28 protein-coding genes are annotated in these 26,533 nt (G+C 70.2%); 19 read left to right on the top strand and 9 right to left on the bottom strand.

Going from position 1 to position 26,533, the window contains the following annotated elements; genetic code table 11:
* Nucleotides 1-9: 9 nt before the first annotated feature.
* Both ABIC50_RS03410 and ABIC50_RS03415 read left to right on the top strand, forming a co-directional pair.
* Nucleotides 10-1,281 carry a Zn-dependent hydrolase gene (locus tag ABIC50_RS03410; protein ID WP_354161562.1) on the top strand — a complete coding sequence of 424 codons (1,272 nt, stop codon included), beginning with the start codon at nt 10-12 and terminating at the stop codon, nt 1,279-1,281.
* A gap of 25 nt (nt 1,282-1,306) precedes the next feature.
* Nucleotides 1,307-2,329: a histone deacetylase family protein gene (locus ABIC50_RS03415; RefSeq protein ID WP_354161565.1), complete on the top strand. Its 1,023-nt coding sequence runs from the start codon at nt 1,307-1,309 to the stop codon at nt 2,327-2,329.
* A 120-nt stretch (nt 2,330-2,449) separates the two neighbouring features.
* Here ABIC50_RS03415 and ABIC50_RS03420 read toward each other — a convergent pair whose 3' ends face one another.
* Together ABIC50_RS03420 and ABIC50_RS03425 are read right to left on the bottom strand one after the other, a co-directional pair.
* The gene (locus tag ABIC50_RS03420) at nt 2,450-3,655 is read right to left on the bottom strand and encodes an MFS transporter (protein WP_354161568.1); all 1,206 of its coding nucleotides are present in this window, start codon (nt 3,653-3,655) and stop codon (nt 2,450-2,452) included.
* A gap of 595 nt (nt 3,656-4,250) precedes the next feature.
* Nucleotides 4,251-5,162 (bottom strand): LysR family transcriptional regulator, encoded by a 912-nt coding sequence (locus ABIC50_RS03425; protein ID WP_354161571.1) that lies wholly within the window; start codon nt 5,160-5,162, stop codon nt 4,251-4,253.
* A gap of 173 nt (nt 5,163-5,335) precedes the next feature.
* Between ABIC50_RS03425 and ABIC50_RS03430 the strand changes: the two genes are divergently transcribed.
* Complete coding sequence (locus ABIC50_RS03430) at nt 5,336-6,256, top strand: pyridoxal-phosphate dependent enzyme (protein WP_354161574.1); 921 nt, start codon at nt 5,336-5,338, stop codon at nt 6,254-6,256.
* Nucleotides 6,257-6,333: 77 nt separating this feature from the next.
* Here the strand turns inward: ABIC50_RS03430 and ABIC50_RS03435 are convergent, their stop codons facing one another.
* Both ABIC50_RS03435 and ABIC50_RS03440 read right to left on the bottom strand, forming a co-directional pair.
* The gene (locus ABIC50_RS03435; protein WP_354161576.1) at nt 6,334-7,542 is read right to left on the bottom strand and encodes a DUF2242 domain-containing protein; all 1,209 of its coding nucleotides are present in this window, start codon (nt 7,540-7,542) and stop codon (nt 6,334-6,336) included.
* 148 nt (nt 7,543-7,690) lie between these two features.
* Entirely contained in the window at nt 7,691-8,584 is an 894-nt protein-coding gene (locus ABIC50_RS03440) for a LysR family transcriptional regulator (RefSeq protein ID WP_354161579.1), read from the bottom strand.
* Nucleotides 8,585-8,693: 109 nt separating this feature from the next.
* Here ABIC50_RS03440 and ABIC50_RS03445 point away from each other — a divergent pair, with 109 nt between their 5' ends.
* Entirely contained in the window at nt 8,694-9,449 is a 756-nt protein-coding gene (locus ABIC50_RS03445) for a TerC family protein (RefSeq protein WP_165751169.1), read from the top strand.
* A 60-nt stretch (nt 9,450-9,509) separates the two neighbouring features.
* Nucleotides 9,510-9,812, top strand: coding sequence for a TFIIB-type zinc ribbon-containing protein (locus ABIC50_RS03450; RefSeq protein ID WP_105833768.1), 303 nt, complete (start codon nt 9,510-9,512; stop codon nt 9,810-9,812).
* Nucleotides 9,813-9,920: 108 nt separating this feature from the next.
* On the opposite strand, the gene ABIC50_RS03455 is transcribed toward ABIC50_RS03450, so the two are convergent.
* Together ABIC50_RS03455 and ABIC50_RS03460 are read right to left on the bottom strand one after the other, a co-directional pair.
* On the bottom strand, nt 9,921-10,340 hold the full coding sequence (locus tag ABIC50_RS03455; RefSeq protein ID WP_422110895.1) for an Hsp20/alpha crystallin family protein: 420 nt from the start codon (nt 10,338-10,340) through the stop codon (nt 9,921-9,923).
* Between the two features lie 16 nt (nt 10,341-10,356).
* Nucleotides 10,357-10,797, bottom strand: coding sequence for an Hsp20/alpha crystallin family protein (locus tag ABIC50_RS03460; protein ID WP_105787255.1), 441 nt, complete (start codon nt 10,795-10,797; stop codon nt 10,357-10,359).
* 244 nt (nt 10,798-11,041) lie between these two features.
* Here ABIC50_RS03460 and ABIC50_RS03465 point away from each other — a divergent pair, with 244 nt between their 5' ends.
* On the top strand, nt 11,042-11,959 hold the full coding sequence (locus ABIC50_RS03465) for a 3-hydroxyacyl-CoA dehydrogenase NAD-binding domain-containing protein (RefSeq protein ID WP_354161582.1): 918 nt from the start codon (nt 11,042-11,044) through the stop codon (nt 11,957-11,959).
* A 7-nt stretch (nt 11,960-11,966) separates the two neighbouring features.
* Here the strand turns inward: ABIC50_RS03465 and ABIC50_RS03470 are convergent, their stop codons facing one another.
* Nucleotides 11,967-12,815 carry a LysR substrate-binding domain-containing protein gene (locus ABIC50_RS03470; RefSeq protein WP_011656476.1) on the bottom strand — a complete coding sequence of 283 codons (849 nt, stop codon included), beginning with the start codon at nt 12,813-12,815 and terminating at the stop codon, nt 11,967-11,969.
* A gap of 332 nt (nt 12,816-13,147) precedes the next feature.
* Here ABIC50_RS03470 and madL point away from each other — a divergent pair, with 332 nt between their 5' ends.
* From madL to ABIC50_RS03525, 11 genes are all read left to right on the top strand, one after another.
* Nucleotides 13,148-13,543, top strand: coding sequence for a malonate transporter subunit MadL (madL, locus tag ABIC50_RS03475; RefSeq protein WP_006754566.1), 396 nt, complete (start codon nt 13,148-13,150; stop codon nt 13,541-13,543).
* 11 nt (nt 13,544-13,554) lie between these two features.
* Nucleotides 13,555-14,322: a malonate transporter subunit MadM gene (gene madM / locus ABIC50_RS03480; protein WP_354161585.1), complete on the top strand. Its 768-nt coding sequence runs from the start codon at nt 13,555-13,557 to the stop codon at nt 14,320-14,322.
* Nucleotides 14,323-14,486: 164 nt separating this feature from the next.
* Complete coding sequence (gene mdcA, locus ABIC50_RS03485) at nt 14,487-16,133, top strand: malonate decarboxylase subunit alpha (RefSeq protein WP_354161588.1); 1,647 nt, start codon at nt 14,487-14,489, stop codon at nt 16,131-16,133.
* 10 nt (nt 16,134-16,143) lie between these two features.
* On the top strand, nt 16,144-16,458 hold the full coding sequence (gene mdcC, locus ABIC50_RS03490) for a malonate decarboxylase acyl carrier protein (RefSeq protein WP_006754569.1): 315 nt from the start codon (nt 16,144-16,146) through the stop codon (nt 16,456-16,458).
* Entirely contained in the window at nt 16,455-17,378 is a 924-nt protein-coding gene (locus tag ABIC50_RS03495) for a biotin-independent malonate decarboxylase subunit beta (RefSeq protein ID WP_354161591.1), read from the top strand. The genes mdcC and ABIC50_RS03495 overlap by 4 nt, the downstream gene beginning before the upstream one ends.
* A gap of 79 nt (nt 17,379-17,457) precedes the next feature.
* Nucleotides 17,458-18,165 (top strand): biotin-independent malonate decarboxylase subunit gamma, encoded by a 708-nt coding sequence (gene mdcE, locus ABIC50_RS03500; protein WP_354161593.1) that lies wholly within the window; start codon nt 17,458-17,460, stop codon nt 18,163-18,165.
* Complete coding sequence (gene mdcG, locus ABIC50_RS03505) at nt 18,152-18,820, top strand: malonate decarboxylase holo-[acyl-carrier-protein] synthase (RefSeq protein WP_354161596.1); 669 nt, start codon at nt 18,152-18,154, stop codon at nt 18,818-18,820. The genes mdcE and mdcG overlap by 14 nt, the downstream gene beginning before the upstream one ends.
* The gene (gene mdcB, locus ABIC50_RS03510) at nt 18,817-19,683 is read left to right on the top strand and encodes a triphosphoribosyl-dephospho-CoA synthase MdcB (protein ID WP_354161599.1); all 867 of its coding nucleotides are present in this window, start codon (nt 18,817-18,819) and stop codon (nt 19,681-19,683) included. The genes mdcG and mdcB overlap by 4 nt, the downstream gene beginning before the upstream one ends.
* Nucleotides 19,680-20,612, top strand: coding sequence for a malonate decarboxylase subunit epsilon (mdcH, locus tag ABIC50_RS03515; protein WP_354161602.1), 933 nt, complete (start codon nt 19,680-19,682; stop codon nt 20,610-20,612). The genes mdcB and mdcH overlap by 4 nt, the downstream gene beginning before the upstream one ends.
* A 280-nt stretch (nt 20,613-20,892) precedes the next feature.
* A complete protein-coding gene (locus ABIC50_RS03520) occupies nt 20,893-21,414 on the top strand; it encodes a phospholipase D-like domain-containing protein (RefSeq protein WP_012363539.1) in 522 nt (173 codons plus the stop codon).
* Nucleotides 21,415-21,593: 179 nt separating this feature from the next.
* A complete protein-coding gene (locus tag ABIC50_RS03525) occupies nt 21,594-22,262 on the top strand; it encodes a phosphoribosyltransferase (protein ID WP_354162173.1) in 669 nt (222 codons plus the stop codon).
* On the opposite strand, the gene phaZ is transcribed toward ABIC50_RS03525, so the two are convergent.
* Nucleotides 22,249-23,472, bottom strand: a complete 1,224-nt coding sequence (gene phaZ / locus ABIC50_RS03530) for a polyhydroxyalkanoate depolymerase (protein WP_354161605.1) — start codon at nt 23,470-23,472, stop codon at nt 22,249-22,251. The two genes, ABIC50_RS03525 and phaZ, sit on opposite strands and share 14 nt — an antisense overlap.
* Nucleotides 23,473-23,655: 183 nt before the next feature.
* Here phaZ and ABIC50_RS03535 point away from each other — a divergent pair, with 183 nt between their 5' ends.
* Both ABIC50_RS03535 and ABIC50_RS03540 read left to right on the top strand, forming a co-directional pair.
* Nucleotides 23,656-24,285: a glutathione S-transferase family protein gene (locus tag ABIC50_RS03535; protein WP_175661795.1), complete on the top strand. Its 630-nt coding sequence runs from the start codon at nt 23,656-23,658 to the stop codon at nt 24,283-24,285.
* A 357-nt stretch (nt 24,286-24,642) separates the two neighbouring features.
* Nucleotides 24,643-24,837, top strand: a complete 195-nt coding sequence (locus ABIC50_RS03540; protein WP_006750289.1) for a hypothetical protein — start codon at nt 24,643-24,645, stop codon at nt 24,835-24,837.
* Nucleotides 24,838-24,948: 111 nt separating this feature from the next.
* Here ABIC50_RS03540 and proP read toward each other — a convergent pair whose 3' ends face one another.
* Entirely contained in the window at nt 24,949-26,430 is a 1,482-nt protein-coding gene (gene proP, locus ABIC50_RS03545) for a glycine betaine/L-proline transporter ProP (protein WP_138847958.1), read from the bottom strand.
* Between the last annotated feature and the right edge of the window lie 103 nt (nt 26,431-26,533).

Here is a 26,533-nt window from a genome sequence, read left to right on the forward strand (position 1 = left end):
GGAGTGCAAATGAAAGACCTGTTGGAAATCGACGGTGCCCGCCTGTGGCGGAGCCTGGCCGACATGGCGCGCATCGGCGCGACGCCGCGCGGCGGCGTGCGGCGCCTCGCGCTGACCGACGACGACCGGCGCGGGCGCGACCTGTTCGCGCAGTGGTGCCGCGACGCGGGGATGACGGTGAGCGTCGACGCGGTCGGCAACCTGTTCGCGCGGCGCGACGGCACCGACGTGCAGGCCGCGCCGGTGCTGATCGGCAGCCATCTCGACACGCAGCCCGAAGGCGGGCGCTTCGACGGCGTGTACGGCGTGCTCGCCGGGCTCGAAGTCGTGCGCACGCTGAACGATGCGGGCATCGTGACCGGCAAGCCGCTCGAGATCGTGTCGTGGACCAACGAGGAGGGCGCGCGTTTCGCGCCGGCGATGCTCGGCTCGGCCGTGTTCACGGGCGCGCTGCCGCTCGATGACGCACTTGCGAAGCAGGACGCCGACGGCATCACGCTCGGCGCCGCGCTGGACGCGTGCGGCTGTCGCGGCACGCGTGCGCCGGGCGGCGCGGTCGACGCGTATTTCGAAGCGCATATCGAACAGGGGCCCGTGCTCGAGGCGAACGGCACGACGATCGGCATCGTTACGGGCGGGCAGGCGATCCGCTGGCTCGACGTGCGCGTGACGGGCGTGGCCGCGCATGCGGGCACGACGCCGATGCCGTATCGCAAGGACGCGTATTTCGCGAGCGCGCAGATGGCGCTCGAACTGGAACGCATCGTCGCCGGCCACGCGCCGCGCGGGCTCGCGACGATCGGGCAAGTCGGCATCCGCAACGCGTCGCGCAACACGATCGCCGGCGACGTGACGTTCACCGTCGACCTGCGCCATCACGACGACGCGCAAGTCGATGCGATGGAGCGCGCGCTGCGTGACGCATGCGCGCGCGTGGGTGCGGCGCGCGGCGTGCAGGTCGCGATCGATACCTGCTGGCGCAGCCCCGCGACGCCGTTCGACCGCGGCTGCGTCGAGCTGGTCGCGCAGGCCGCGGAGGCATTTGGTTATACGAACGAACGGATCGTCAGCGGCGCCGGTCACGATGCGATCGTGCTCGCGCGCTGCGTGCCGACCGCGATGGTGTTCATCCCGTGCGTCGACGGGCTGTCGCACAACGAGGCCGAGGACGCGCTGCCCGACGACGTGACGCGCGGCACGAACGTGCTGCTCAACGCGGTGCTCGCGCGGGCGGGCGTCGCGACGCGCGTGGCTGCAGCGGCAGCCGCGCACGATGCATGACGCGACGAATCGACGAGGACCGACGATGAACACCTATTTCCACCCCGAACAGTTGCTGCACCATCCGCGGACCTACCTGTCGCGCGGCAGGATGCGCGAGCCACAGGAAGTGCCCGAGCGCGCGGCGCGGCTGGTCGCGGCCGTGCGTTCGCTCGACTTCGACGTGCGCGAGCCGGACGACCGCGGCACCGCGCCGATCGCGGCCGTGCACGACATGAACTACCTGCGCTTTCTGGAGGAAGCGCACCGCGACTGGAAGCGGATGCCCGACGACTGGGGCGACGAAGTGATGTCGAACGTGTTCGTGCGCGATCCGAATCCGCTGCGCGGCGTGCTCGCGAAAGCCGCGCGCTATCTCGCCGACGGCAGCTGCCCGGTCGGCGCGAACACGTGGCGCGCCGCGTACTGGTCCGCACAGAGCGCACTCTCGGCCGCAGCGGACGTCAACGACGGCGCGCGCGACGCGTACGCGCTGTGCCGCCCGCCCGGCCATCACGCGCGCCGCGATGCCGCCGGCGGCTTCTGCTACCTCAACAACGCGGCGATCGCCGCGCAGGCGCTGCTCGGCCGCCATCGGCGGGTCGCGATCCTCGATACCGACATGCATCACGGGCAGGGCGTGCAGGAAATCTTCTACGGCCGCGACGACGTGCTGTACGTGTCGATCCACGGCGACCCGACCAATTTCTATCCGGTCGTCGCCGGCTACGAGGAAGAGACGGGCGCGGGGCCCGGCGACGGCTACAACCTGAACCTGCCGATGCCGCACGGTGCGCCCGAGTCGACCTTCTTCGAGCGGCTCGACGACGCGCTGCGCGCGCTCGCGCGGTTCCAGCCCGATGCGCTCGTGCTCGCGCTCGGCTTCGACATCTACAAGGACGACCCGCAATCGCAGGTGGCCGTCACGACCGACGGGTTCGGCCGGCTCGGCGGCGCGATCGGCGCGCTCGGCTTGCCGACGGTGATCGTGCAGGAGGGCGGCTATCACCTCGAGAGCCTCGATGCGAACGCACGAGCATTCTTCGGCGGGTTCGCCGCCGCGGGCTGATACGTCGACCCGGCGGCCGCGATGCGCGGCCCATCAGCGACAACGCCCGCGTCGGCATCCCGGCGCGGGCGTTGTTCAATTGGGGCGCCGCGTATCGGCACCCTGCGGGTCGCGGTGCGCTTACGAGTTCGCGGCAACCGGTGCGCGGCGGCGTTGCATCCTTTGCAGCGCGACCAGCGCGAGCCCGGCCGCGGCAATCAGCCCGCCGACGAGCGGCACGGCCGCGTAGCCGAAGCCGGCCGAGATCGCCGCGCCGCCGGCTGCCGCGCCGAGCGCATTGCCGAGGTTGAACGCGCCGATGTTGACGGCCGACGCGAGGCCCGGCGCTTCGTGTGCGGCACGCATCACGCGCATCTGCAGCGGCGGGACCACCGCGAACGTCGCGACACCCCACACCAGCAGCGTGGCCGCCGCGCCGACATGCGTGCGGGCGAGCATTGGGAACCCGGCCATCGTCACGATCAGCAGCACCAGGAAGCCGACCAGCGTGGCGTCGAGCGAGCGGTCGGCGAGGCGGCCGCCGGCGATGTTGCCGATCGAGAAGCCGACGCCGATCAGCACGAGCATCGCGGTCACGAAGCCGGGCGTCGCGCCGGTCACGTGTTCGAGCGTCGGGGCGACGTACGTGTAGAGCGTGAACATCGCGCCGGCGCCGAGCACCGTGGTCGCGAGCGCGCCGAGCACGACCGGGCGCGTGAGCACCGACAGTTCGGCACGCAGGTTCGGCATCTTGCCGGCCTCGCCCTTCGGCAGCGCGGCGAACAGACCGGCGATCGCGATCAGGCCGAGCGCGGCGGTGGCCGCGAACGACATGCGCCAGCCGATCATCTGGCCGAGCCAGGTCGCGGCCGGCACGCCGCCGACGTTCGCGATCGTGAGGCCCATGAACATCGTCGCGACCGCGCTGGCTTGCCGTTCACGCGGCACGAGGCCGGCCGCGACCACCGAGCCGAGCCCGAAGAACGCGCCGTGGTTCAGGCTCGTGACGAGTCGTGCGAGCAGCAGCGTCGTGTAGTCCGGCGCGATGGCCGACAGCAGGTTGCCGATCGTGAAGATCGACATCAGTGCGATCAGCGCCGAGCGGCGCGACCAGCGCGCGAGCAGCAGCGTCATCAGCGGCGCGCCGGCCATCACGCCGATCGCATACGCGCTGATCAGCATGCCGGCCTGCGGAATCGACACGTGGACGCCGTCGGCGATCACGGGCAGCAGGCCCATCGGCGAGAACTCGGTCGTGCCGATGCCGAACGCACCGGCGGCGAGCGCCAGCAGCGGCAGCGCGGCGCTGCCGCCCGGGCGGGAAGGAGAAGAAGTCGTGGGGTTCACGCGATGCGCTCCTGTAAGCATTGGGCAACGGCATCGGCCGTTGTGGACAGGGTGAAGTGTGCCTGCATGACTTTTGCGGAAAAAGCCGTATCCGGGCGAAATTATCTTGATTTCATGTCAACAATGCGGGGTTGGGGCCGCGTGAGTGTGAGGTCGGCAGCGTCGGGGCGCTCGGGCCACGGGGTAGGGCAGCCGACTCGTGGTGACGCAAGTGCGTGATCCTTCCCGCAGATCCTGTACCACCGCGGCTTGCGGCAAAAAAAGCCCCGGTCACAGGGGGACCGTGACCGGGGCGGAAAGGCATCCTCTCTTTGGCACGAGGGTTGGATGCGGGCGCAGTATATTTCGGGGCATAACGATTCGAAATGACGTTAAACGGCCGTTTTTGGTGTCAATTTAAAAATAGCGAGGCGGCTGCGCCGATTGTCACGAATCTGAAAGAATTTTCGTACGTTCCGGCGGATGTTTAGGTGCGGTGACGGCGAAGCCGGCCGTCGTCGCGCGGCGCGGCGCCCCGCTCCAGGCGGCCCGATCCGCGGTCCGCGATGCTACAGAATCCGTCGCAGGTGCGCCGGTTGATTTCGCCGGCGCTCGGTCAATCCGCGTGGCCGGCCGCGTCGCGTACGGCGTCGAGAAACCGTGCGACGACAGGGGAAGCGGGCGCCGCCGCGCCGTCGAACACGAACTCGATGTCGAAGCGGCTCGCGAGTTCGTCGAGCGCGACGAGCCGGACCGTGCGCGGGCACGTCGGCGACGCGCTTTCCGGCACGAACGCGCAACCCATGCCGGCCGCGACGAGCCCGATCAGCGTCGGGATGTCGCTGCCGACCTGCGCGATGCGAGGCGTGAAGCCCGCGCGTTCGCACTGCGTCATCAGGAAGCGATGGTGCGCGGCGGAGCGCTGCGCGTCGAACCACACGAACGGTTCGTGCGCGACGTCGGCGAGCGTGCGCGGCGCGTGAAAGCGCCCGCCGGGCGGCGCGGGCATCGCCAGCACGAAGCGGTCGCTCAGCAGCCGCACGCCCGACAGATGCGGTGCCTCGTCGCGGCGCCACGCCATGATGCCGCCGTCGAGCTGGCCGCGCATCAGCGCCGCCGCCTGCTCGGCCGACAGCATCGGCGCGATCGACAACTTCACGTCCGGACACGCATCGCGAAACGCCTTGAGCACGTTCGCGACGACCGGCAGCGGCAGGCAGTTCGGCAGCGCGCCGAGCCGCAGTTCGCCGAGCTGGCCGGCCGCGCTGCGCAACGCGCGTTCGCGGCTGTCCTGCAACGTCGCGAGCAGGCCCGTCGCATCCTGCAGGAAACTCGCGCCGGCCGCCGTGAGCGTGACGCCCGTCGTGCGGCGGATCAGCAGCGGCGTACCGATTGCGTCCTCGAGTTCGCGGATCTGCCGCGACAGCGCAGGCTGGACGATGCCGGCCGCGCGGGCGCCGGCCATCACGCTGCCGGCTTGCGCGACCGCCACGAAGTAACGCAGGTGACGCAGTTCGATCTGGCGCATGCGGGGTGGGCTCCGGTTTCGATTCGGTTGATATGCCCGTAAAGCATAGCAAGAGCCATTCGATGGTATTGGAAAGCATGGCCGGCGTGCCGTACGATGGGCGCCATTGCCGGGCCTGTTCACAGGCTGCGTGCGATTCCCTTGTCCCGACTGTCCTCACGGTGTCCCGCGCCATGCCGCTTCATATCCCGACTCCCTATATCCGTTCGCAAATCGCGTCGCGCCGCCTCGGCACGAACATCCGGCTGAAGCTCGACGCGCTGCAGCCGTCCGGTTCGTTCAAGTTGCGCGGCATCGGCGCGGTTTGCGAAGCGCGGCATGCGGCCGGCGCGCGCCGGTTCGTGTCGTCGTCGGGCGGCAATGCGGGCATCGCGGTCGCGTATTGCGGTCGGGAACTCGGCGTGCCGGTGCTCGTCGTCGTGCCCGAAACCGCATCGGCCCGCGCGCGCGAGCTGATTCGTGTCGAAGGCGCGGAGGTGATCGTGCACGGTGCGAGCTGGGTGGAGGCGAACGCGTTCGCGCTGGCGGCCGTCGGTGCGCAGGACGCGTTCGTGCATCCGTTCGACGACCCGGTGCTGTGGCAAGGGCACGCGACGATGATCGACGAGATGGCGCTGACCGGCCCGAAGCCCGACGCGGTCGTGCTGTCGGTCGGCGGCGGCGGGTTGCTGTGCGGCGTACTCGAGGGGCTTGCGCGCAACGGCTGGCACGACGTGCCGGTGATCGCGGTCGAGACGGTGGGCGCCGACAGCTATGCGCGCTCGGTCGCGCAGGGGCGCCCGGTCGAGTTGCCGGCGATCACGAGCATCGCGACGACGCTCGGCGCGAAGCGCCCGTGCGACGCGGCGGTCGAATGGGCGACGCGGCATCCGATTCATCCGGTCGTCGTGTCGGATGCGCAGGCGGTGGCGGCGTCGTTGCGGTTCCTGGACGAGCACCGGATCGTCGTCGAGCCGGCGTGCGGCGCGGCGCTGGCCGCGCTCGAACGGTCGGTGCCGGTGCTTGCGTCGGCGTCGGACATCGCGGTGATCGTGTGCGGCGGGGTGACGGCGACGGTCGAGCAACTGCAGACGTTGAACGCGACGCTCCGGTAACGCGCTGACGCCCCGGCGTACGTCACGCGGCGCAGCGGGACGACGTTGCAGAAGAAGCCGTAACGGCGGCTGTGCAGTCAGTTCGCGGCGGGCGCGCTGGCGCCGGACGGCGCGGACGAGGCGAGGGGAGCGGCAGTTGCCGATGCAGGCGCTTTGTCTGCGGCCGTCGAAGTGGCGCTCGACGGCACAGGTGCGGATGCCGCGGATACAGGCGCGGCCGATACCTGCGTTGCGGCCGCCGTCGTGGCAGCCACTGGCGTCGAAGCAGCCGACGTCGATGTGGCCGATGTCGAAGCGGCCGGCGTCGAAGCAACCGACGTCGAAGCAGCCGGCGTCGAAGCAGCCGACGTCGAAGCGGCCGGCATCGATGCGGCCGGCGTCGAAGCAGCCGACGTCGAAGCAGCGGGCATCGAAGCAGCCAGCGTCGAAGCCGAAGCCGGCGTCGGAGCAGCAGACGCAGGTGCCGAAGCCGGCACCGGACCCGAAGCCGGCGCGGCCCCCGGCACGACACCGCGCATCGCCCCCGGGGCAACCACGGCCGATGCCGGCGCAGGCACGGCCGGCACGACGGGCGTGCCCGGCGTCGGCGCGACGCTCGGCACCGACAGCGGTACAGGCGCCGCAGGCGGCGTCGGCACGACGGGCGTCGTCATCTTCATCGGCTCGCCCTGCGGCGTCGGCGCGGGTTCGGGCAGCGGCGCGACGGGCTCCTTCTCGGCCGCTTTCACGGTGGCGCGGTCGCGGCGGGCCGGATCGATCTTCAGGAAATGCTCGACGAGATTGAAGAAGCGCTCGTAGAACACGCCGGCGGGAATCGTCTCGCTCGCCGTTTTCACGAGCGCGTCGTCGCTCGAACCGATCGGCAGCGACAGCGACCCGAACACGCTCAGCCCGACGCTGGCCGACGTATTCGACTTCTTCAGCGTGTAGCGGTCCTGCACCGCGTTCACGTACGCGATGCTCGACGTGCCGTCCGCGGTCGCGTCCGCGCATACGACGTGAAACTCGATCACGACGTGCATGTCGTTGTTCGGCTGGAAATTCTTGCTGCCGTCGACCGCATCGTTGCGCGACGACGACACGACATAGCCCTGGCTCAGCAGCGCGCGACGCGCGGCCTCGCAGGCCGCGTCGGATTTCGAGCGGAACGTGTGCGCATACGGGCTGGTCGCCGCGTCGAACTGCTCCTGCTGGTAGATCGGCTTGGGCGGCGACGAGCACGCCGCCAGCACGGCCGCGGCCGCGAGCGCGCACGAAACGGAAAACAGGCGAAATCGGTTGTGCATGGCGTCTTTCAAAAGGCTCGGCGAAATGCCGGGCGGGGCGGCGGGCGCCGCCCACGCGATGCCGCGCAACGGCTGTGCCGGTGCACGGCGCTTGGCAATCTCGTATGGCCGGGGCGTCATTATAGTTTCGTTTGATGTCGCGCTTGCTTCAGCCGGCCGGTGCCGACGGCGCGACGGCGAGCAATTGCGACACGAGCGGATGGTGTTCGCCGCGCCGCGAGCGGATCGCGTGGATTTCCTCGGTCACGTCGCCCGCACGGCCGAGCCGGCGCAGTCCGCGCAACAGCGACGCGTCGTTCGCGCCGAGTTCGCTGAGCGGAAACACGCCGAGGCCGCGCGCCGCGAACACGGCCATCAGCGCGCTGTCCTCGAATTCGCCGGCCACGCGGGGCACGATCCGTTCCCGCTCCAGCCATAGGTCCAGACGTGCGCGCAGCGCCGAATGGGCGGTCGGCAGCAATACCGGCAGCTCGGCGAGGCAGTGCGGGAAGCGCTGGCGCGCGGCGGGCGTGACGAGCGCCGCGGGCCCGTACCAGTCGACCGGCGACGCGACGAGCCGCTCGCTCGTCACGCGCAGATTCGACCCCGAAGGCGCGCCCTGTCCGGCCAGCACCAGATCGAGGTGATGCAGGGCCAGTTCTGCGAGCAGCGCGTCGTGCTCGCCCTCGTGACACAGCAGCCGAAGCGTGGGCGTGTCGAGCACCGGCGCGAGGATCGCATGCGCGGCCAGCTTCGAGATCCCGTCCGCGAGGCCGACCGCGAGCCGCACGGTCGGCTGGCTCGCCGCCGCGCGCACTTCGTCGGGGATCAGCCGGCCCATCTCGAAGATCACCTCCGCGCGCGCATACGCGGCCTGGCCCGCATCGGTCATCGCGACGCCGCGCCCGGCCGGGCGCAACAGCTGGTGGCCGAGCGACTTCTCCAGGTCGCGCACCTGCGCGCTGATCGTCTGCACGGCCACGTCGAGCCGCTCGGCGGCGCGCGCGAAGCCACCTTCCTTCACGACGACCCAGAAATAGTACAGGTGGCGAAAATTCAGCATCGGAGCGAGATTTCGGAAAAACCGAACCAAAGATCAGATTCTCGCTGATTTTTCCGAAGTCATGGAAGGCCTATCATCGGACTTTCCAACATTCGAATCGGCCCTATTCATGGACTACCTGCTGACGCTTGCCGCCGACCCCGCCGTCTGGGCCGCGCTCCTGACGCTCGTCGTGATGGAAGTCGTGCTCGGCATCGACAACCTGATCTTCATCTCGATCCTCAGCAACAAGCTGCCGGAAGCGCAGCGCGCCCGCACGCAGCGCCTGGGCATCGGGCTCGCGCTCGTGATGCGCCTCGCGCTGCTCGGCAGCGTCGCGTGGATCGCGAGCCTCACCGAACCGGTGTTCACGCTGTTCGATCACGCGTTCTCGTGGCGCGACATGATCCTGCTGGCGGGCGGCCTGTTCCTCGTGTGGAAGGCGACCACCGAGATCCATCATCACGTGTCGCATGACGCCGACGGTTCGGGCGCGTCCGGCGGCGCGGCCGGCCTGACGGTCTGGGCCGCGATCGGCCAGATCGTGATGCTCGACATCGTGTTCTCGATCGACAGCATCGTGACCGCGATCGGCATGACCGAGCACGTCCCGATCATGTTCGTCGCGGTGATCGTCGCGGTGAGCGTGATGCTGTTCGCCGCCCAGCCGCTCGCACGCTTCATCGACCGCAACCCGACCATCGTGATGCTCGCGCTGTCGTTCCTGGTCGTGATCGGCATGACGCTGATCGCGGAAGGTTTCGGCTCGCACGTGCCGAAGGGCTATATCTACGCGGCGATGGCGTTCTCGGCGTTCGTCGAGGGCATGAACATGCTGGCGCGACGTGCGAAGGCGAAGCGCGCGGCGCGCGGCGAAGCTCACTGAGCAAGCGGGCGGGCGAGGGCCCGCCCTCGATTAGGAATTCTCAACGGAAGGAGAAACGCGATGAAATGTCCGGTCTGCAAGACGCCCGACCTGCTGATGGCCGAGCGCCAGTCGATCGAGATCGACTACTGTCCGACGTGCCGCGGCGTGTGGCTCGATCGTGGCGAACTCGACAAGCTGATCGCACGCGAAACCGGCGACGTGCCGGCACGCCGCGACGAGCCGCCGGTGCGTCACGATGCCCACGCGCCGCGCGGGCGTGACGATGGCTGGGGGCGCGACGGTCGCCCGCACGACGACCGTTACCGGCACGACGGCCAGCGTCGCAAGAAGTCGATGTTCGACCTGTTCGATTTCGATTGAGCGCGGCGGCGCGCGCGTAGTGCGCCGCACGTTGCAAAAAAGCCCCGCCAGGTGTGATGCCTGGCGGGGCTTTGTCATGTGCGTGACGCGATGGACACGCGCCGGCGTTTACGCGTTGCCGGCTGTCACGTCGATGCGGCGCGGGCGTGTTTCCTCGCGGCGCGGAATCGTCAACGTGAGTACGCCGTCGCGCAGGCTCGCATCGATTTGCGACGTGTCGAGATCGGGGCTCAGCACGAACGTGCGCACGAAGCGCGGCGCGCGGACTTCGGCATGGCGCACGCGCAGATCGGCCGGCGTGTCGATGCGCGTGTCGGCTTCGATCGTCAGCGTGTTGTCGTGCACCTTCACGTCGAGGTTCTCGCGCGGCACGCCGGGCAGGTCGGCGCGCAGCGTGACGCGCCGTGCGTCCTCGACGATATCGACGGCCGGCGTGAGCGCGGGCCGGCGCGCGGCTTCGGCGGCGGCTGCGTGGATGGCACCGTTGCGGCGTTCGGTCAGGTTCTGGCTCATCTGGCTCATATTCATGTCGTTCTCCTGAAGGTTACTGAACGGTGATCGCGCGCGGCTTCGCTGCCTCGCGCCGGCCGACGCGAATCAGCAGGCAGCCGTTTTCATAGCGGGCGCTGACGTTGTCGGCGTCGGCGTTCTGAGGCAGCTCGACGACGCGACGGAACGCGCCGTGAAAGCGCTCCTGCGCGTAGGTGCGCAGGTCGTCGCCGGCGTCGTGCGGCACCGGCTTGCGCTCGCCGCTGATCGTCAGCAGGTCCTTGTCGATCGATACGTCGAAGTCGGCCGCGGCCATGCCGGGGGCGAACGCGACGATCTCGATCGCGTCGTCGGTCGCGCCGACGTTCAGCGCGGGAAACGCGCTCGGCCGCACCGCGCGGATGCCGGTCGGGTGCTCGCCGAACAGGCTCGCCACCTGCCGCTGCACGCGGGCGAATTCGTCGAACAGGTCGTACCCGTAATGGATGCCGCTCATGAAGGTCCTCCGGAACATGAGTGCGAAAGACGCGACGACGCGACGCCGACGGCGTGTGCGATGCGCGGTTTTCCGCTGAGTCGAAACGGGGGCAGTGCGCGTGACGGGCACTGCCTGGCAACGGGTAATTAGAGGTCGCCGCGGCGGTTTTCAAGAGGGAAATTGCAACCGGCATCAATACGTGGCGATGCGAATCGATGCGACAATCGTCGCGCTATCCACAGACCACGGAGACGGGACGGACATGGACATTCAACGCATCGCGATCGTTGGCGCCGGCGTGATCGGCGCGAGCTGGGCGGCCTTCTATCTGTCGCAGGGCTTCGACGTCGTCGCGACCGATCCCGCGCCGCAGGCCGACGCGCGGCTGCGCGACGCACTCGCAGGGTTTCTCGGCGAACGCACCGCAGAACTTTCCGCGCGGCTGTCGTTCGACGCGGATCTCGTGCGCGCGCTCGACGGCGTCGATTTCGTGCAGGAGAACGGCCCCGAGAGGCTCGACCTGAAGCGGGAGTTGTACCGGCAGATGGACGACGTGCTGCCCGCGCGCGTGCCGATCGCGTCGAGTTCGTCGGGCCTGAAGATGTCGGAGATCCAGACCGCGTGCGACAAGCATCCGGAACGCTGCCTGATCGCGCATCCGTTCAACCCGCCGCACCTGATTCCGCTCGTCGAGCTGGTCGGCGGCGACGCGACCGACCCGGCCGTGATCGCGCGCGTGAAAGCGTTCTACGACGCGCTCGGCAAGCAGACGATCGTGCTCAACAAGGAAATGACCGGCCACGTCGCGAACCGGCTCGCCGCCGCGCTGTTTCGCGAGGTGTATCACCTGGTCGGCGAAGGCGTGGTGAGCGTCGCCGATGCGGACAAGGCCGTCGCGTGGGGCCCCGGCCTGCGCTGGGGACTGATGGGGCAGTGCCTGACCTATCACCTCGGCGGCGGCGCGGGCGGGATCGCGCACTTCCTCGAACACCTGTCGGGGCCGATCACGACGTGGTGGGACGACCTCGGCACGCCGTCGTTCGATCCGGCCGTCGATCGCAAGCTGAACGACGAACTGCGCGCGATCCAGGGCGAGCGTTCGATGCAGGAACTGGCGGCCGAGCGCGACCGGCTGCTCGTCGAGCTGATCGACGCGCGGCGGCGCAGTTTCCTGCCCTGAGCGCTCGCTACAGTTCGGCGGCCGCCGTGATCAGCGTCGCCTCGAGCGCGAGCGTCGAGCGTGATGCAGCCGCGGGCCGGTCGATCACGTATTCGAGTTCGCCGAGTTCGGGCAGCCCCGCGTCGAGCCGGGCGAGCCCGGCCGGAATCACGTAGCCGGCGAACGCGCTGACGCCGAGCCCCGCGCTCGCGGCCGCGCGCAGCACCGCGATGCTGCTGCTCACCACGGCGATCCGGTAAGGGCGGCCGACCGCCTCCAGCGACTCGAGCACACGGCGGCGCGACACGCTCGGCTCCGGGTGCAGCGCGAGCGGCAGCACGGCCTCGTGACCGGTGATCCGCGAATCGGGGCCGGTGCACCAGTACAGCGGTTCGCTGCGGATCACGCGGCCGCGCCGGCTGCCCGCGACGCGCTTCGCGAACACCAGATCGTGGCGGCCTTCGTCGAGCGCATCGAACAGGTCGCCCGACAGCCCCGTCGAGATCGCGAGCTCGACGTCCGGATTGCGCTGCACGAAGCTCGCGAGCGCGGCCGTCAGGTGCGCGCTCGCGAAATCCTCCGACATCGCGAGCCGCACCTTGCCCGACAGCGGCGGCCCGCACACCGACGTGACGGCCTCGTCCATCAGTTCGAGAATGCGCACCGCGTAGCGGAACAGCGCGTCGCCGTGCTGCGACAGGTGCACGTTGCGCGTGTCGCGCTCGAACAGCGGCCGGTCGAGCAGCTCCTCGAGGCGGCGGATGTGCTGGCTGACGGTCGACTGCGACAGGCTCACGCGCTCGGACGCGGCGGTGAAACTGCCGGACTGGGCGACGGCGACGAAGCTGCGCAGCAACTCGGGCGGTAAGGGACGCATTGCTAAATCCACTGAATCGGTTTCGACAACTTCATAAATGGCCGCATTTTGCGGCGCTAGTATCGGATCACGCCTCGGTGCGGCCCATGCAAGGGGGCACATCGGACGCGTAGCCCGTGTCGCGCCGCCAGCTCCATCGGTCAGTCTAAGCCATCCGGCGTCCGGCCCGAAACCGCATCATCCCATCGACCGCCCGAGAACGCGCTCGCACGACGAGCCGCCGGGTCGCGGCGCCCCGCCGCAGGAGACAGACTGTCCGCGCCCGGGACCGGCGTGCGGGCCTGGCTTCCGCACGCGTCAGGCGCCCGTCACGAAGAGACTGGAGACGACTCATGATCATCTACGGAACCGCGCTGCTGGCGTTCTGCCATCTGGCCGGGCTGTTCCTCGGCGACCTGCTGGGCGCCGCGATCGGCGTGAAGACCAACGTCGGCGGCGTCGGCATCGCGATGCTGCTGCTGATCTGCCTGCGCCTGTGGCTGCACCGGCGCGGCTGGCTGCCGAAGGAGACCGAAGCGGGCGTCGGTTTCTGGGGCGCGATGTACATCCCGGTCGTCGTCGCGATGGCCGCGAACCAGAACGTCGTCGCCGCGCTGAAGGGCGGGCCGGTCGCGCTGCTGGCCGCCGTCGGCGCGGTCGGGATCTGCGCATGCTGCATCGCGGTACTCGTGCGCACCGGGCGCGACGACACGGCCTTCGCGGGCGTGCCGCAATTCGAAGAACAGTGAAGGAGGCCGCCATGTTGCAGATGCTCGAAAAAACCGTCGCCCATAACGGGCTCGTCGCGTCGTTCGCGCTGGTCGGCCTGATCATGTGGGTGTCGTCGATCGCGTCGCGCAAGCTCACGTACGGCCGCGTACACGGCTCCGCGATCGCGATCGTGATCGGCCTGGTGCTCGCCTATGTCGGCGGCGCGTTCACCGGCGGCGAGAAGGGGCTCGCCGACGTGCGGCTGTTCGCCGGTGTCGGCCTGATGGGCGGCGCGATGCTGCGCGATTTCGCGATCGTCGCGACCGCGTTCGAAGTGCAGCCCGCCGAGGCGCGCAAGGCCGGCCTCGTCGGCGTCGTGTCGCTGCTGCTCGGCACCGTGCTGCCGTTCGTCGTCGGCGCGAGCATCGCGCGCGCGTTCGGCTACACCGATGCGGTCAGCATGACGACCATCGGCGCGGGCGCCGTCACCTACATCGTCGGGCCCGTGACGGGCGCGGCGATCGGCGCGAGCTCCGACGTGATCGCGCTCAGCATCGCGACGGGGCTGGTCAAGGCGATCATCGTGATGGTCGGCACGCCGGTCGCGGCCAACTTCATGGGCCTGAAGACGCCACGCTCCGCGATGATCTTCGGCGGCCTCGCCGGCACCGTCAGCGGCGTGAGCGCGGGCCTCGCCGCGACCGACCGCCGGCTCGTGCCGTATGGCGCGCTGGTCGCGACGTTCCATACGGGCGTCGGCTGCCTGCTCGGCCCGTCGCTGCTGTTCTTCACGACGCGCGCGCTGGTCGGCGCATAGCCGCCGCGTGCGATTCGGGCGGGCCGCGCATGTAGTCGGTGTGCGCGGTTTCCGGCGCGCCGAATCCATCGCGGCGCCCTCTGAGTCGCATTCTTCAACATCATCAATCGACGGCGGCGCCAGGCTTAGAATGCCGCTGGACCATCGAAGCGGGAGAACTGTTCATGACGGGATGGAATCACGCGCGGCAGGCGCGCGATGCACGCCTCGCGGCCGGCGCGGCGTACGCGCAGGGCAAGCGGGTCGATGCGCGCGACACCGTCGCGTTGCTCGAAGCGGTGCTGCGGCCCGGCGACCGCGTTTGCCTCGAAGGCGACAACCAGAAACAGGCCGACCTGCTCGCGACGGCGCTCGCCGACGTCGACAGCGCGAAGATCCACGACCTGCACATGGTGCAGTCGGGCGTCGTGCTGCCCGAGCATCTCGACGTGTTCGAGCGCGGCATCGCGAAGCGTCTCGACTTCGCGTATTCGGGCCCGCAGTCGCAGCGGATCGCGAAGCTGCTGTTCGGCGGCAAGATCGCGCTCGGCGCGGTGCACACGTATCTCGAGTTGTTCGCTCGCTACTTCATCGATCTCACGCCGCAGGTCGCGCTGATCGCGGCGGTCAGCGCCGATCGCGACGGCAACCTCTATACCGGCCCGAACACGGAAGACACGCCGACCGTCGTCGAGGCCACCGCGTTCAAGGACGGCATCGTGATCGCGCAGGTCGACCGCATCGTCGACAAGGTGCCGCGCGTCGACATTCCCGGCGACCGCGTGCATTTCGTCGTCGAGGCCGGCCGGCCGTTCTACGTCGAGCCGCTGTTCACGCGCGACCCGGCCGCGATCACCGAAACGCAGATCCTGACCGCGATGCTCGCGATCAAGGGCATCTACGAACCGTACGGGATCAAGCGCCTGAACCACGGGATCGGCTTCAACACGGCCGCGATCGAGCTGCTGCTGCCGACCTACGGCGCGAAGCTCGGGTTGAAGGGCAAGGTCTGCACGCACTGGGCGCTCAACCCGCACCCGACGCTGATTCCCGCGATCGAGTCGGGCTGGGTCGAGCAGATTCACTGCTTCGGTTCCGAAGTGGGGATGGACGACTACATCCGCGCGCGCTCCGACGTGTGGTTCACGGGCCCCGACGGGTCGCTGCGCTCGAACCGCGCGTTCTGCCAGACCGCGGGCCTCTACGCGTGCGACATGTTCATCGGCTCGACGCTGCAGATCGACCTGGCGGGCCATTCGTCGACGGTCACGGCCGAGCGGATCGCCGGCTTCGGCGGCGCGCCGAACATGGGCAGCGACGCGCGCGGCCGGCGCCATCCGAGCGAGCCGTGGCTGAAGGCCGGCGCGCAAGCCGACCCCGACACGCCGGCGGCGCTCAGGCGCGGCCGCAAGCTGGTCGTGCAGATCGGCGAGACGTTCGGCGACAAGAACGTGCCGATGTTCGTCGAGAAGCTCGACGCATTGAAACTCGCCGACAAGCTGCAGCTCGACCTCGCGCCGATCATGGTCTACGGCGACGACGTCACGCACATCGTCACCGAGGAAGGCATCGCGAACCTGCTGATGTGCCGCGACAAGGATGAGCGCGAGCACGCGATCCGCGGCGTGGCCGGGTATACCGAGGTCGGCCGCGGCCGCGACCGCAGGATGGTCGAGCGGCTGCGCGAGCGCGGCGTGATTCAGCGTCCGGAGGATCTCGGCATCGATCCGCTCGATGCCGACCGCCGCTGGCTTGCCGCGCGTTCGATCAAGGATCTCGTGCACTGGTCGGGCGGCCTCTATGCGCCGCCGGCCCGGTTCCGCAACTGGTGAGGAAGAGGGCATGGAACAGTTGAACTACCGCTTCACCGCGCGCGAGCGCGCGCAGGGCGAACGGGCCACGGCGCTCGTCGGCGTGGTCGCGTCCGGCAATCTCGAGGTGCTCGTCGAGCGCGTGCTGCCGGGCAATGAATGCGAGATCGACATCCGCACCGCGGCGGTGGGTTTCGGCGCGGTGTGGCAGGCCGTCGTGTCGGACTTCGTCGAACGGCGCGCGCCGGGCGGCCTGAAGCTGTCGATCAACGACGGCGGCGCGCGGCCCGACATGGTGTCGCTGCGGCTCGCGCAGGCCGTGCGCGCGATCGAGGGGGACGCATGACGACCGACATGATCCATGACGCGCCCGCGTTCGTCGCGAACGGCGCGAGCTGGTACGAAGCGTCGGCGCGCCAGCGCGTCGACGGGCTGCTCGACGCGGGCAGCTTCACGGAATTTCTCGGGCCGGGCGACCGCGTGACGAGCCCGCACCTGCCGTTGTTCGACCTGCCGCAGCAGTTCGACGACGGGATGGTGGTCGGCCACGGCCGGCTCGACGGCAAGCCGGTGTTCGTCGCCGCGCAGGAAGGCCGCTTCATGGGCGGCGCGTTCGGCGAAGTGCACGGCGCGAAGCTCACCGGGCTGCTGCGGGCGGCGCGCGAAGTCGGCACGCCGGTGCTGATCCTGTTCGATACGGGGGGCGTGCGGCTGCAGGAAGCGAACGCGGGCGAGCTCGCGATCGCCGAGATCATGCGGGCGCTCGTCGACGCGCGTGCGGCCGGCGTGCCGGTGATCGGACTGATCGGCGGGCGCTCCGGCTGCTACGGCGGCGGCGGGTTGCTCGCCGCGTGCTGCTCGGCGCTCGCGGTGTCCGAGCAGGGGCGCATCAGCGTGTCGGGCCCCGAGGTGATCGAGACCAATCGCGGTGTCGAGGAATTGGACGCGAAGGATCGCGCGCTGATCTGGCGCACGATGGGCGGCAAGCATCGGCGGCTGATCGGCGGCGCGGATCGTTACGTGGCCGACACGCCCGACGCGTTTCGCGCGGCGGCGCTCGAGCTGCTCAAGCGTGCGCCGACATTCGACGTGGCGATGCTGCGCGCGGAGCAGGCGCGTCTCGAAGCCCGCGTCGAACGGTTCGATGGCTGCAAGGACGCGCTCGACGTGTGGCGCGCGCTCGGCGCGGACACGCCCGAAGCGATCCCTGGGATGCCCGACGACGAATTCGCGAAGCTCGCCGACCAACTGCAGGAGCAGAAATGAAACGACCCCCACGCTCACTTCGTTCGCTGCCCCCCGAGGGGGCGCCTGCCTTCCTTGGGGCGGCCCGGCGGGAGGCAGCATGACGCTCGATGAAGTCCTGACCTCGCTGTTTCCCCAAGGCCATTCGATTACGCGTAGCGGCGGCCTGCTGACCGGCCACGCGCAACTGGCCGACACGCGCGTCGACGTGATCGGCGTGACCGACCGCTTACCGTTCGGCATCGACGAAGCGCTGACGCTCGCGTCGCACGTGCTCGACACGATCGAGCGCGGCGGCGACACGCCGATTCTCGTGCTCGTCGACAGCGACAGCCAGCGGATGAGCAAGCGCGACGAATTGCTCGGCCTGAACGAAGGGCTGTCGCATCTCGCGAAATGCCTGATGCAGGCGGAGCTCGCCGGGCACCGGACGATCGGGGTGCTGTACGGCCATACGGCCGCGGGTGCGTTCATCGCGACCGCGCTCGCGACGCGTACGCTGCTCGCGGTGCCGGGCGCCGAGCCGGAGGTGATGGACCTGCCGTCGATGTCGCGCGTGACGAAGCTGCCGATCGACGTGCTGAAGGAGATGGCGCGCTCGACGCCGGTGTTTGCGCCGGGGCTCGACAATCTCGTGAAGATGGGCGCCGTCGACGCCGTGCTCGATCCGGCCCGCGCGCTCGACGCGCAGGTCGGCGAATGGCTCGGCAGGCCGGCCGATCGCGGCGACGGCCGTGCGGCGCGCGGCCGGCCGGTCGCGGCCGACGTCGCGCGACGCGTCGAGGCACTCGCGCGTGCCGCACGCTGACACACCGCTGCGCCGCCACACGCTCGTCACGCTGACGGCGGCCGGGTGGCGCGCGGCATGCGCGCGCGATCCCGCGCTGGCGGCCGATCCGCTCGTGCAGGCGTGGGCCGCGCACGGCTGGCCGCTGATCGTGCGCCGCGCGTCGCCCGACGAGGCCGACGCGGGTCGCATTCCGCTCGGCTTGCCGCTGCCGCCTTCCGCGGGCAAGCGGCGCATCGCGCTGAACGTCGCCGCCGACGCGGTGGCGGCGGTCGGCCCGCTGCCTGCGCTGGCCGACGTGCTCGCTGCCGCGCCCGACGCATGGCACGCGACGTTGCGCGAGCTGGATGCGCTCGGCGCGCGCTGCGGCGTGCCGGGCCGCGTGTTCGGCAGCCTCGCCTGGCAGGCGCTGACGGGCGAGCGCTACCTCAGCGCGTCCTCCGATCTCGACATCGTGTTTCCGCTGCCGGCCGCCGCCTCGCTCGCCGCGTTGCTCGACGGCCTGGCGGCGCTCGATGCGCGCGCGCCGATGCGCATCGACGGCGAACTGCTGCGCGACGACGGCGCCGGCGTGAACTGGCGCGAACTGCATGCGCGGCTGCCTGAAGTCGCGGTCAAGACGGCAATCGCCGTCGAATTGATGTCGGCCGACGCATTCACGGGAGGCACGCGATGACTGCAGGAGCCGCCCGCCTCGCCACGGCGCCGTCCGACGCCGAGCGCATCGCCGCACTGGCCGAGCATAGCCTCGTGCTCGAAATCGATACGTATCCGAAACCGGGGCTCGTCAGTCACGTCGACACCGGCAGCCATGCGGACATGGATGCCACGACGTTCGCTCGCAGCGCGGCCGTGCTGCGGCCGTATTTCGCGGAGCTCGCGGAAGCCGGCGCGCGCGACGCGGACATGGCCGTGCTGCGCAAGATCGGGCTGCGCGCGGAGCACGCGATGCTCGCCGCGACCGGCGGCGTCAACACGCATCGCGGCGCGATCTTCGGGCTCGGGCTGCTGTGCGCGGCTGCCGGCCGCCGCACCGTGCCCGGCACGGCGGCCCGCGAGATGACGCTCGGCGCGTTCGTTGCGCAGCGCTGGGGCACCGACATCCTCGGCGGCCCGCGGCTGCCCGACAGTCATGGCGAGCGCGCGAGCCGTCGTTACGGCGTCGGCGGCGCGCGTCGCGAGGCGGCCGACGGGTTCGCGACCGTGTACGGCGTCGGGTTGCCGGCCCTGCGTCGCGCGCGGCGCAGTGTCCCGGGCGATCCGGAAGCCGCGCGTGTCGACGCGTGCTTCGCGCTGATCGGCGCGCTCGACGATACGAATCTGCTGCACCGGGGCGGGCAGGCCGGCCTCGAGTTCGCGCGGGCCACGGCACGCGCGTTCGTCGCCCGCGGCGGCATACGCGCCCGCGACTGGCGCTTGCGCGCGGCGGCCGCGCACCGCGCATTCGTTGCCCGTCGGCTGAGCCCGGGCGGCGCGGCCGACCTGCTGGCGATGAGCGTGTTCGTCGATGCGCTCGAAGCGGACGAGGTGGGGCGATGACGCTGGCGATCCTGTGCTCGGGGCAAGGCGCGCAGCGCGCGGACATGTTCGAGCTGACCGGCGCGGTGCCGCAGGCCGATGCGCTGTTCGCGCACGCCGGCCGGCTCCTCGGCGACGATCCGCGCGACTGGGTCCAGCACGCCGAACCGGACGCGCTGCACGAGAACCGCGCCGCGCAGCTCCTCTGCACGCTGCAGGCGCTCGCGGCGGCCGCGTTGCTCGATACGGTGTGGCCGCGGCCTCGCTGTGTCGCGGGATACAGCGTCGGCGAAGTCGCGTCGTGGAGCGTCGCGGGGATGATCGATCCGCACGACGCGCTGGATCTTGCCGATGCACGCGCGCGCGCCATGGACGCCGCGAGCGGCGGCGATGAACGGATGGCGTTCGTGCGCGGGCTGACCCGCGCGCAACTCGCGCAGCTATGCGACGGACGCGAGGCCGCGATCGCGATCGTCAATCCCGGCGACGCGTTCGTGGTGGCCGGGCGGCAGGCCGACGTCGCCGCGGTGGCCGACGACGCCGCACGCGACGGCGCGCTGCGCGTGGCGCCCGTGTGCGTGCGGATCGCGTCGCACACGCGACGGCTCGCGGCGGCGGTCCCTGCGTTTCGCGCGTCGCTAGCTGCCGTGAACGTGCACCGGCCGCCGCCCGGGACGCGACTGTTTTCGGGGATCGACGGCGCGTCGGTGCTCGATGTCGGCGCGGGGCTCGACAAGCTCGCGCGGCAGATCGCGGAGCCGGTCGAGTGGGCGGCTTGCCTCGCCGCGTGCGTCGAGGCCGGCGCGACCGCGTTTCTCGAACTCGGCCCCGGTCGCGCGCTGGCCGAGATGGCGGGCGGCGCGTATCCGGCGCTGCCGGCGCGCAGCGTCGCGGATTTCCGTTCCGTCGACGGTATCGCGAGCTGGCTCGCGCGCGTCGCGGCCGGCTGAGCGGCGGCGCGCAAGCGTCGGCAAGTGCCCCGCAGGCACCACGGAGGCACTACGCAGGCACGACGCAGGCACTACGCAGGTACTACGCATGCACTACGCAGCCACACGCAGCCACACGCAGCCACACGCAGCCACACGCAGGGCGGCGTCCCACAAGCGCCCCGACAACGCGGCAAATCGCCTCGTAAACCGCTCGGTTCGATAGCCATTCCGCCGCGTGTGTTGCGCCGGCGCAGCACCGTTTCAGCAGGTGCTTGCCACGCGAATTGGCGTCGCTACAATGGCGCCCGCCATGAGACCAGCCGCCTTCCTCCTCGCCGCGCTCGGCTGCGCGGCGAGCGCCCACGCCAGCCCGATTCCGTCCGACGCCGCGTCGGTCGGCACGTACTTTTCGTATGACAATGCGGCGGCCGACGCGACCGTCGACTTGATCGGCCAAGCGCAGCGCCGCGTGCTGCTGGCAGGCTACGCGTACGTGCCGCCCGCGGTCGCCGCCGCTCTGCGTACGGCGCGCTCGCGCGGGATCGAAGTGCGGGTCGTGCTGGTGCGTTCGTCGCGTGCCGGCAAGTACAGCGGCGCGGGCTATCTGAAATCGGCCGGCATCGACGTCGCGATCGACTCGCGCCACGGCGATCCGGCACCGCGCTTCGTGATCGTCGACGACAGCGTCGCGCTGACGACGCTGTCCGACGACGCCGCCGCGCGGGCGGAAACGGTGAACGTGTTCCAGCGCGCGCCGGAGCTCGCGCAGTCGTACGCGCAGTCGTTCTGGCGGCTGTACCGGCAGGCCGGCGGCCTCTGACCGGCGAGCCCGCCTGGGCGAACTCCACCGCCCCTTTCTTCGCGGCAAGCCCCAAACCGCAATCCGCAGCCTTCCACGCCGGTGTGACCCCGCTTGCATCGGCGCGTCCGATGAACCATGCTCGTTGGACAGGCGCCGGCGCGGGTATCGCGCATGGGGCGCCACGCAGGGAGCCGATCGTGACCGAGTGTTTTGCCGATCGCGCCGACGCGGGTCGCCGGCTTGCGGACGCGCTGCATGACTATGCGGGGCGTCGCGACGTCGTCGTGCTCGCGCTGCCGCGCGGCGGCGTGCCGGTGGCATACCAGGTCGCGCTGGCGCTGCGCGCGCCGCTCGACGTGCTGGTCGTGCGCAAGCTCGGCATGCCGTCCGATCCCGAATTCGCGATCGGCGCGATCGCGACCGGCGGGGTGATCCACCTGCAACACGCGGCGATTCGCGCGATGGGCGTGACCGATGGCCAGCTGGCCGACGTGATCGCGCGCGAAACCGTCGAACTGGAGCGTCGCGATGCGCTGTATCGCGGCGGCCGGGCGCCGCTGCCGGTCGACGGCCGCGTCGCGATCGTCGTCGACGACGGCGTCGCGACCGGCGCATCGATGCGCGTCGCGCTGCAGGCGCTGCGCGAGCGCCATCCCGCGCGCATCGTGGCCGCCGCACCGGTCGCGCCGGCCGGCGCGCGGCACGTGTTCGACGGTCTGGCCGACGCGTTCGTGACGGTGTCGCAGCCGTACCTGTTCTTCGGGATCAGCCAGTTCTACGCGCGTTTCGACCAGACCGGGGACGACGAGGTGCGCGCGCTGCTCGAGGCGTCCCGCGCGCAGGACGACGACATCACGTCCGTCTGATCCGGCGCCGGCGCGCTGCCGGGCGAGCGGCTTCGGCCTGCGCGAACGCCCGCTGCAGCGCCGGATGGACGTCGCCGCGCCACCGGTCGCCCGTGAACAGCCCGTAGTGATCGCAATCGTCGATATCGACACGATGGCGCTCGCCGGCGGCGAGGCCGCCGCACATGTCGAGCGCCGCATGCGTCTGGCCGGCGCCGGTGACGGCGTCGCAACGGCCTTCCACCGTCAGCAGCAAAACGCCGCGCAGCGCGGCTGGCTCGACGCGCTGGCCGCCGACGTCCCACGTGCCGTTCGGCAAACACATTCGCTGGAACACGACATCGACGGTATCGAGGAAGTATTCGGCCGGCATGTCGAGCAGCGACGTGTATTCGCGCAGCGCGCGCCGCGCGTCCGCCAGCGCCGTCAGGTCGAAGCGCGACGCGGCGCGCGCGTACTCCTCGATCAGCGTCAGCAAGCGTTGCGGATACAGCAGCGCGATTTCGCCTTGCTGGAGATAGGTCGGGAACACATGCCGGCCGCGGCCCGGGAAGCAGGGCGGCACGATGTCGATCAGATGGCGGCGGCACCACGTGAGCGAGCGCGACGCGGCGGTCGTGCCGAGCGAGCTCGGGTTGACGCGCGCGTCGAGCGGGCCGCCGATCAGCGTGACGCTCGCGGGCGGCGCGAGGCCGCGCGCGGCGCGCAGCGCGAGCGCGCCGAGCGCGGGCACGGTGGCCTGGCACACGGCGACGACGTGCAGCGGCCGGGCGTCGCGGGCGAGCGCGTCGACGAAGCCGTCGAGCGTCGCCACGTATTCGTCGAGCCCGAAGCGGCCGGCCGCGAGCGGCACGTCGCGCGCATTGACCCAGTCGGTCACGCACACGTCGCCGTCCGCGAGGAGCGCCTCGACGGTCTCCCGCATCACCACGGCCGCGTGACCGGCGAGCGGCGCGCACAGCAGCATCGTGCGTCGGGTGTCGTCGCGCGCGAAGCGCCTCAACTGGCAGAACGGCGTGTGCGCGACGATCCGCTCGTCGACGGCCGGCCGCCGGATCTCGAAGCGCGGCGGCTCCACGGCCGGCCCGAGCAGCGGCTCGAACAGGTCGTCATAACACGACGACGCGGCGTGCGGCAGCGTCTCGGCGGGCCACACGTCGAACGCGTGACGCGTCGCTTCGCGCCACGCGCGCATCCATTCCCGCTGCTGCTCGACGACGGCGTACCACATGGCAAACCTGGCGCGGAAGGGGCGTGAATCTGCATTATGGTCACTCCGGCCGCACAGCGGGTGTCGAAAAAATCGTCACCGGGTGACGTGGATCAAGCATGCAGCGGGCATGCGTCGCGCTAGGCGGCGACGCACGGCGCTGCTACAGTCGTCGCTCCCATTCCCCTCAAGCGGAGCGTTGCAATGAAGCTGATCGGCATGCTGGATTCCCCGTTCGTGCGCCGTGTCGCCATATCGGCGAGGCTGCTCGACCTGCCGTTCGAACACGAGTCGGTGTCGGTGTTCCGCCACTTCGACCGGTTCCGGACGTTCAGCCCGGTCGTGAAGGCGCCGACGCTCGTGACCGACGACGGCACGACGCTGATCGACTCGTCGCTGATCGTCGACTACCTCGACCATCGCGTCGCGCCGGAGCGGCGCCTGCTGCCCGATGCCGCCGACGCGCGGCTGCGCGCGCTCGTGCCGGTCGGTTTCGCGCTGGCGGCGGCCGAGAAGACGGTGCAGGTCGTGTACGAGCAGGCGCTGCGGCCGGCCGACAAGCAGCACGCACCGTGGCTCGAGCGGGTGCTGAGCCAGCTCGAGGCCGCATACGGCGAACTTGAGCCGCTCGTCGCGGCCGCGAACGGCTGGCTCGGCGGCGCGCGCCTGCTGCAGTCGGACGTGACCGTCGCCGTCGCATGGCGTTTCACGCAGTTCATGACCGCCGATTACCCGGCGCTCGCGCGGATCGATCCGGCCCGTTATCCGGCGCTCGCCGCGCATTCGGCGCGTGCGGAATTGCTGCCGGCGTTCGTCGAGACGCCGCTCGACTGAAGCCGGCGTCGCTCGCGGCGGCGCGGGATCGACGGGGTGGGGGCGGGACCGGCATGCGTGGGGCCGCATCGGGACCCGGGCCGGCGTCCGGCGCGGATCGACCCGGCCGTCCTTGACTGCCGGGCCGCGCCCGTTTTTCTCCCCGACCGTTCAGCACAGTGTGCGCAAAACAACGGCGCGTGCGCCCGTTTTAGTATCCCCGGAGCGCCCCTCGCGACCCGCTCGTCCCCGTCCGGCAAGGCCCGGCCGATTGTTCTCGGCCGCTGACAAGTGACTTCGCATTCGTGCCATTTATCCGGATGCACCCGGTCCCTAGAATCCACTCCATCGAATACGCATTGCCAGATGGAGCCGAAGATGAGAGCCCTGATCGAATCGAGCCTGTACCACCCGTCCGTCGTGTTGCCGCTTGCCGCGCTGACGCAGCTGATGGTCGAGCGCGATTTCAATCTCGGCCAGGTCGGCCTGATTGTCGCCGCACGCGGCGCGCAGGCTGCGATGTCGCGTTCGCGCGCACTGATCTTCTCCCGCAACGGCGAAGCGCACGCATGAACGCCCGTGCGCCGCACAGATGCAAAAAAGCCCGGCCGGCGCAAGCGCCGGTCGGGCTGATCGGATTCGATCGAGCCCCGGCTTCGGCCGGGGCTTTTTCATTCATGGCGCTCAGGCACGGGCGGCCGACACGACGCCGTAGATCTCCGTGTCCTCTTCCTCGCGCAGCTGGCGCACCAGCTGGTGGGCTTCACGATGCGACGCGACGGCCGGCGGCGAGCCCTTGAGCGGCTGGCGCGCGGTTTCGGCGAGCGCGACGACCGACACGATGCCGATCACGGCGGCGCCCATCATGTAGTACGCGGGCATCATCAGGTTGTGAGTCACGTCGACGAGCCACGCGGTGACGAGCGGCGTCGTACCGCCGAACAGCGACACCGACACGTTGAAGCCGATCGCAAGCGCGCCGTAGCGGATCTCGGTCGGGAACAGCGCCGGCAGCGCCGACGGCATCACGCCGGTGAAGCACGACAGCAGCACGCCGAGGATCAGCAGCCCGCTGAACACCGACGCGGTGGTGCCCGCATGGATCAGCATCATCGACGGGATCGACAGCACCAGCAGGCCGACGCAGCCGGCCAGCATCACGGGCTTGCGGCCGATCTTGTCCGACAGGCGGCCGGCGGCGAGCGTCAGCGGCATCATCAGCACCATCACGATCAGCACCAGCACGAGGCTGTGCGATTCGTCGAAGTGCAGCGTCGACGACATGAAGCTCGGCAGGTACGACAGCACCATGTAGTCGGTCACGTTGAAGATCAGCACGAGGCCGACGCAGAGCAGCAGCGCGCGCCAGTTGCGCAGCAGCGTTTCGCGGAAGCGCGTCTTCGGCACGGCCTTGTCCTGCGCTTCGCGCTCTTCGGCCTGGCGCTTGAACGCCGGCGTTTCCTCGAGCTTCATCCGGATGTACAGGCCGATCAGGCCGAGCGGGCCCGCGATCAGGAACGGCACGCGCCAGCCCCACGACAGCAGCGCTTCCTGCGACAGCGACGCGGTGAGCAGCGCAACGACGCCGGCCCCCATCACGTAGCCGATCAGCGTGCCGAACTCGAGGAAGCTGCCCATGAAGCCGCGGCGCTTGTCGGTCGAGAACTCGGCGATGAAGGTGGCGGCGCCGCCGTATTCGCCGCCGGTCGAGAAGCCCTGCACGAGGCGGGCGACGAGCAGCAGCACGGGCGCCATGATGCCGATCGATGCGTAACTTGGGATCAGGCCGATCGCGAAGGTGCCGACGGCCATCATGATCATCGTGGCGGCGAGCACGCGCTGGCGGCCGATGCGATCGCCGAGCGGGCCGAACACCATGCCGCCGAGCGGGCGCACGAGGAACGCGGCCGCGAACGTGCCGAAGGTCGCGAGCAGTTGCGCGGACGGGCTGCTCGACGGGAAGAACACCTTGCCGAGCGTGACGGCGATGTAGCTGTAGACGCCGAAGTCGAACCATTCCATCGCATTGCCGATGGCCATCGCGCTGACGGCGCGCTTGAGCAGGCTCTGGTCGACGACGGTAATGTCGTCCGCGGCGAGCGGGGCCTCGGACGAAGCGGAGGAAGAAGCAGCGGTCGGGCTGACGTGTGTTGCGGTCAAGGTCATGCACTCCTTTGACTGCGCCGGAACGGGCGAGCCGTCCGACACGGTTTGCCGGCGAGCGCGATGTCGTGTGCTGCGCGTCGGGGCAAGCCTTTATGCGCTTACT

Source organism: Burkholderia sp. 567 (assembly GCF_040545115.1).
GTDB classification, from domain to species: Bacteria; Pseudomonadota; Gammaproteobacteria; order Burkholderiales; family Burkholderiaceae; genus Burkholderia; species Burkholderia ambifaria.